The following is a 6,081-nucleotide window of genomic DNA, read 5'->3' on the forward strand; positions in this document are numbered from 1 at the left end:
CCTCGCCCCCTACGTATTACCGCGGCTGCTGGCACGTAGTTAGCCGGGGCTTCCTCCTATGGTACCGTCATTATCGTCCCATAGGACAGAGCTTTACGACCCGAAGGCCTTCATCGCTCACGCGGCGTCGCTGCATCAGAGTTCCCTCCATTGTGCAATATTCCCCACTGCTGCCTCCCGTAGGAGTCTGGACCGTGTCTCAGTTCCAGTGTGGCCGGTCACTCTCTCAAGCCGGCTACCCATCGTTGCCTTGGTGAGCTTTTAACTCACCAACTAGCTAATGGGACGCGAGACCATCTTCCACCGCTAACGCTTTAACTTAAATATCATGCGATTTCTAAGTTTCATAGGGTATTAATCCCGGTTTCCCGAGGCTATCCCCTTGTGGAAGGCAGGTTCCTCACGCGTTACTCACCCATCCGCCGCTAAGAAGTTTATCATTCCACCCGAAGGCTTCATGATAAATTCTTCGCTCGACTTGCATGTGTTAGGCACGCCGCCAGCGTTCGTCCTGAGCCAGGATCAAACTCTCATTTAAAAAGTTTGCCTGTTAAAATATTTCTTACTCAAAGTACTTCACACTGTTTAGTTGTCTAGGTTCATTTGTGATGCTATATTAGCATAGCATATTATGAGGTTCTTGTCAATATTTTTTACAAAGTTTTATGTCTAATTCTTTGACTTTGTTATCGCCTGTTTTTCTGACGACATTTAATAACTTAACATATTTTTATCAGGTGTTCAACGTTTAAAAAACGTCATTTTCTTTTATTAATTGAGTTTTTTATATGTTTTGTTAAAATATCTTTAAATTTCTCTATTTATCTCTAACTTTAAATCATCTTTTATAATTGGACATAGTGCTTCCTAAGGCAATGGAATATAGTTTAGATTCATAGGTATCTGCTCTTGATACCAGAACTATTGGAGCCTTAGCTCCCATTATTATTCCTGCAGACTTACCCTTTGCAAAATAGGTTATGCTTTTTCTAATACCATTACTCATCTCTATATTGGGCACCAGTAGTACATCTGCATCTCCTGCAACTTCACTTTCATGACCTTTTATTTCTGCAGATTTTTAACATATAGCCAAACCCAACGCCATAGGACCATCTACTACTGCCCCGGCTTCAAAAAATCCCCTCCCATATCTTTCCTTTAATTCCAAGGCATCTACTGTTGCAGCCATCTTTAAGTCTACCTTTACTTTTGCAGCTAAACAAGCAACCTTGACTCTATTATTCCCTAAAGCCTTTGCAACTATTATACTGTTTTCAATTATTTTCGTTTTTTGGTCTACATCGGGAGATAGATTCATTCCCCCATCGGTTAAATAGATTAGCCTGGGATAGGTAGATACCTCATAGACCATAACGTAGCTTAATTGGCTATTGGTTCTAAGCCCCCATTCCTTATTTAATACGGCTTTGAGTAATGTGGAAGTATCTATCAATCCTTTCATTATGAAGTTTGCCTTTTTATCCCTTGCTAATTTAACACCTATTTCAGCTGCTCTTTCCAGATTCTTTTCATCTATAATCTGGAAATCTTCTATTGATAGATTTAGTTTTCTACTAATTTCTTTAGCTTTTTCCCCATCACCAATAAAAATAGGTTCAATAATTCCCAGCTTACTAGCCTCTACCACTGCTTCTAATACCCCTTCATCTTGTGAAGCAACAACGGCTAATTTCATCTTCTCTTAGTATTTTACCTCTAGCAGTTGGTCTAATTTTTTATTCCCAAAATATAACCTCCCATATCCAATTATATTATTAATAATAATTTTCTAACTCTTCCAGTTGATTCTTTACAACTCTATCATTGGGATTTAATCTATAAGCAACTTCAATATCTTCCTTGGCCTTATCGATAATTCCTAATTTTAAATAAGCTAATCCTCTATTAAATATTATTCTGTAGTCTGTATCATCTTGTTCTATACCTTGGGTAAAGATATTGATGGCTTCCATTATATCTCCTAAACCAAATAGGCATATGCCCAACTCGTTATATAAATTTATATGAACTTCATCTAAATCTATAGCTTCATAGAAGAAGTCTATAGCTTCTTCATATTCCCCTAAACCCTTATAGGCTAGTCCAATTAGATAAAATATATTCCACCATTCTTTATATTTATAGGATAAGGGCATCAATCTATCTAAAGCCTTTTCATACTGGCCATGGGTCAAATAGTTTACACCTTCTTCAAATTTTGCATCGTCATCTATGAGTTCTAACTCTTCCCTTATCTCCTGTAACCTTTCATGGTCCCGATCTAGTTTCATATATTTTTCCCATATTAGTTTAGCTTTTTGGAATTGTTCGTAGTATTTATAATGATAACCTAATTTATAATAAGCTAAAACATACCCATCGTCTATATCCAAAATAGTCTCCAATTGATTAGTAGAGTCTATTAAAAATGTTTCTCCCTTTTCTTTTTGATTTGAATTTATAAAATCCTTAGCAATGTTTTCTAATGACAGGGCGTAATTAAATAGTCCATCTGTATTTTTAGGATTTAAACCTGTTAGTGCCCTAAAGAAAATTGTACCATCTTCTAGATTGTCCTCTTTTATTAATTTAAAAGCTTTAAACAAGATATATTCTTCTATCTTTGGATTATAATTATATAGTATCTTTCTATATTCCATTTTATATTTAAAATCCCTGTCAATACCTAGAATATATATAGCTCCGTCTATTATATGAGGTACCTTTAATTCTTCTTCAATATTTCCTTCCTTTATTTCCTTTACTAAGGTTGTTGTTTCTATGGGAAGGGGGATATAGTCCTTAATGGTATAATCACCTACATCAATAGATGTGCCCTTTTTAAGCTGCACAAAGGAGACCTTATCCGTCCTTTTTAAAAAATAATCATCAACAGTCTTCATATTATCACCTTTTAATTATAGAATTTATTCATATACATTCTCTTTCTTGGTGTGCTTGTACTCAAAAGTTTAAATAGATGACCTCTATATATCATTATAAATGAAAAAAGTCCCTGGCCTAAAATATAGAGACCTACGTCTTTTAAAGTAAAATTAAAATTAAAACTTAAATGGGTAGTAAATATACTAAATGCCCAAGTATTAGTTATTAAATATAGTATAAAATAGAATAAGACATTGGGTATTACCCAATTAATCCAATTATCCTTCATAAATTCAAAAGCATATCTTATACTTTCCCCTGAGGAAAGGTATTTCTGATAGATGGTTTCAGGTAATGGATTAAGCCCAACTATTATTACAATACTAACTACTCTACTTAATATCTCTGCATTGGTACCTAATATTCCTCCAATAGATGATAAGACAAAACTACCTATCCAGGCTATGAAAAATATACCATATACTTTCCAAAGGAAATATTTAAATCCTTCTTTAAAATTATCCCAGGTTATCCTATCGTAATTGACAATATTGAATAATAGATATAAATAATTGGATATTAGGCTACTGCTAACAATGGCTATCATAAGTCCTGCCAATATAGACAATATACCTGAAAATAGAGTACTGACTAGAAAAATCATAGCTATATTTAACAAAACATAGACTATGCCGGTAAAGATTATAAACCAGTTCTTACTAAAGCTTTTTATGCTCTTTTTAAATGTACTTTTATTTACTAAAATTATATCTTCAAACAAATTCAAGAAAATCACTCCTCTTGGATAAATTCAGTTATATCGTAGGTTTTACATCTAATTAGAGTGCCATCTCTATAGTCAAATAGTATATATCTATCTCTATACATATTACTTTCTAATATATATTCCTTCTTTATCAACTCTTCAATATCTATTTTGAAATTTTCAATATGGATCTTATTTACTATCTCTTTAGTAGGTCTACCTTTATACTGGATAAGATAGCTATTTAATAATCTTTCATCCTTCAAAATAGTATGTTTTTTTCTTTGGATGAAATTCACCTCAGCCCTATTTAAGAATCTAGGAATATTAGGATTATTGTTATTGAATATATAATCGTATTTAATCAATTCCTGGAAAATAATTAGATTATCAAAATTCTTATCTCCATAGAAATCCAATAGTATCTGGTATAATCTATTTCTACTGTGGGAAATGGTATGGTATTTCCTTTCCTCCCAGTAATCCAAAATATCTTCAAAAAAATCAAAGGCTGTTTCATATTCGTTATTTACTATATACTCAATAGAGTGTTTGAAATAGCCTTCATTATAGTATTTTTCTACCAAATCTTCTATGCCCTTTAATCTTAACATATCTTCATAGGAAATATAGTCTGTTTCCAATACTTCGTAAGGTGGTTTATCCAGAAATTTAAAATTGTACTTGGCCTTATCTTTTCTCAATCCAGATCCTTTTAATAGTTTTAAAAAACCTAATTGGATTTTTTCCGGTTTTATTTCATATACATCATTAAAGGATTTCTTAAAGCTTTCATAATCTTCGTAAGGTAGTCCGGCTATTAAGTCTAAATGTTGGTGGATATTATTATTCCTTTTAATTTCTTTACATACCTTTTTTAATTTGTTAAAATCCGTAGTCCTGCCAACGGCTTCTATGGTTTTAGAATTTGTAGATTGGACTCCTATTTCAAATTGGAAAAGCCCTTCTTTAGCCTTTTTAATAAAATCAAGCATATCCCTATCTAATAAATGGGCTGTAACCTCAAAGTGGAAATTTATATCCTTTGGGTCCTTTTCCATGATAAAATCCATAATCTCAATGGCATATTTCTTATTGGCATTAAAGGTTCTATCTACAAATTTCACCTGCTTTACCTGGCCCTCGATAAGTCTGTCTAAGTCTTCCTTTACCCGATCTAAGCTAAAATATCTAACCCCTTTAATGGTAGAGGATAAACAAAACTGACAGTTAAAAGGACATCCTCTAGAGCTTTCAAAATAAACAATTTTATGTTTAAAGCTATCCCCCACATCCTTATAAGGAGAGGGTATGGAATCTAAGTTCTTTATTAAGGTTCTAGGGAGGCTTTGTATTACTAAGTCTCCCTGCCTGTATATTATTCCATTAACTTCCCTATAATCATTCTTTCCATCTATAAGTGTTTTTAGCAACTCTTTGAAAGTTATTTCCCCTTCTCCGTAAATTATAAAGTCTATGAACCAATGTTTTCTTAAAATATTTTTCCCATCAAAGGATACTTCTGGTCCTCCTAGGATGATCTTTAATTCTGGTTTTATAATTTTAAGTATTTCACATATCTGTAAAGTTTCCTCTCTATTCCAAATATAAGTGGAAAATCCTATTATATCTGGGTCCTTCTTATATATTTCCCCTACAATATAATTTATATTTTGATTAACGGTAAATTCCATCAATTCTATAGGAACCATATCTTCTGAATAAGATTTTAAATATCGAATAGATAGAGATGAATGGATAAATTTTGAATTTAATGTGGTCAATATAATATTCATTTTATTCTACCTTCCTTTATAAACTATTTACATTATAGCACAATCTAATTAATCCTACACCCATAGTAGTAGATAATTCAAAATATTTCCCTTTGTCTTATTGTGTGTGTCAAGTATTCGTGGGCATCTTTCCTTCTCATGAAATCAACCGTTACAATATAATCAAGAAAAATACTTTTAATTTTATCATTTTCCAGAGTTGTCAAGCCTAAAATGCACTCCACTTCGTTACGGACTTGACAACGAAGTCTATCTTTGGGGTCATGATTTTATATTTATAGTTTTTCTTTTCTTTTTCATGTTTTCTTTTCTTTTTAGCGATATTATAGCTAAAATTAGGCATACTACCCCTTCGGAAGATAACCTATCTTATCTTAAAATAAGTTCAACACGGTTTTTTGTTAGATCCCTAATGGCTTTCCTACCAAATGTCATTGGTTGCCCTTCAAAAGGCATAGGAGCCTTCTTTATAGGATATATACCACTATCCTTAGGTTTCTTATTGACCTCTGCAGCTGATAGCTGCACAACCTGTTCTACTACCTCTTCTAATTTATCATCGGTGATCGTATCATCAAATAATGAATCCAATGTCTCATAAAGATTACCACTTGCTCTTAAAGCTAATAG

General features: G+C 32.7%; 4 protein-coding genes, 1 rRNA gene and 1 pseudogene. All 6 read right to left on the bottom strand.

The annotated features are described in order from the left end of the window. Positions 1–538 (bottom strand): 16S ribosomal RNA (locus tag CUL_RS19580); the annotation flags it as partial. Between the two features lie 300 nt (positions 539–838). Continuing rightward, positions 839–1,699, bottom strand: a pseudogene (locus CUL_RS19810) (phosphate acyltransferase). 79 nt (positions 1,700–1,778) lie between these two features. Next, positions 1,779–2,906, bottom strand: a complete 1,128-nt coding sequence (locus tag CUL_RS0115430; RefSeq protein WP_025642605.1) for a tetratricopeptide repeat protein — start codon at positions 2,904–2,906, stop codon at positions 1,779–1,781. A gap of 11 nt (positions 2,907–2,917) precedes the next feature. Then, on the bottom strand, positions 2,918–3,676 hold the full coding sequence (locus CUL_RS0115435; RefSeq protein ID WP_025642607.1) for a hypothetical protein: 759 nt from the start codon (positions 3,674–3,676) through the stop codon (positions 2,918–2,920). 5 nt (positions 3,677–3,681) lie between these two features. After that, positions 3,682–5,451 (bottom strand): B12-binding domain-containing radical SAM protein, encoded by a 1,770-nt coding sequence (locus tag CUL_RS0115440; RefSeq protein ID WP_025642609.1) that lies wholly within the window; start codon positions 5,449–5,451, stop codon positions 3,682–3,684. Between the two features lie 369 nt (positions 5,452–5,820). Further along, positions 5,821–6,081, bottom strand: a 261-nt coding sequence (locus CUL_RS19220) for a hypothetical protein (RefSeq protein ID WP_035143375.1), incomplete at its 5' end; no start/stop codon positions are given.

It is taken from the genome of [Clostridium] ultunense DSM 10521 (assembly GCF_000511955.1).
Classification (GTDB): domain Bacteria; phylum Bacillota; class Clostridia; order Tissierellales; family Tepidimicrobiaceae; genus Schnuerera; species Schnuerera ultunensis.

What these genes read in the sequence shown, in the direction of transcription:
- CUL_RS0115440 (WP_025642609.1), bottom strand. Translation starts at nt 5,451, where the DNA reads ATGAATATTATATTGACCACATTAAATTCAAAATTTATCCATTCATCT.
- CUL_RS0115430 (WP_025642605.1), bottom strand. Translation starts at nt 2,906, where the DNA reads ATGAAGACTGTTGATGATTATTTTTTAAAAAGGACGGATAAGGTCTCC.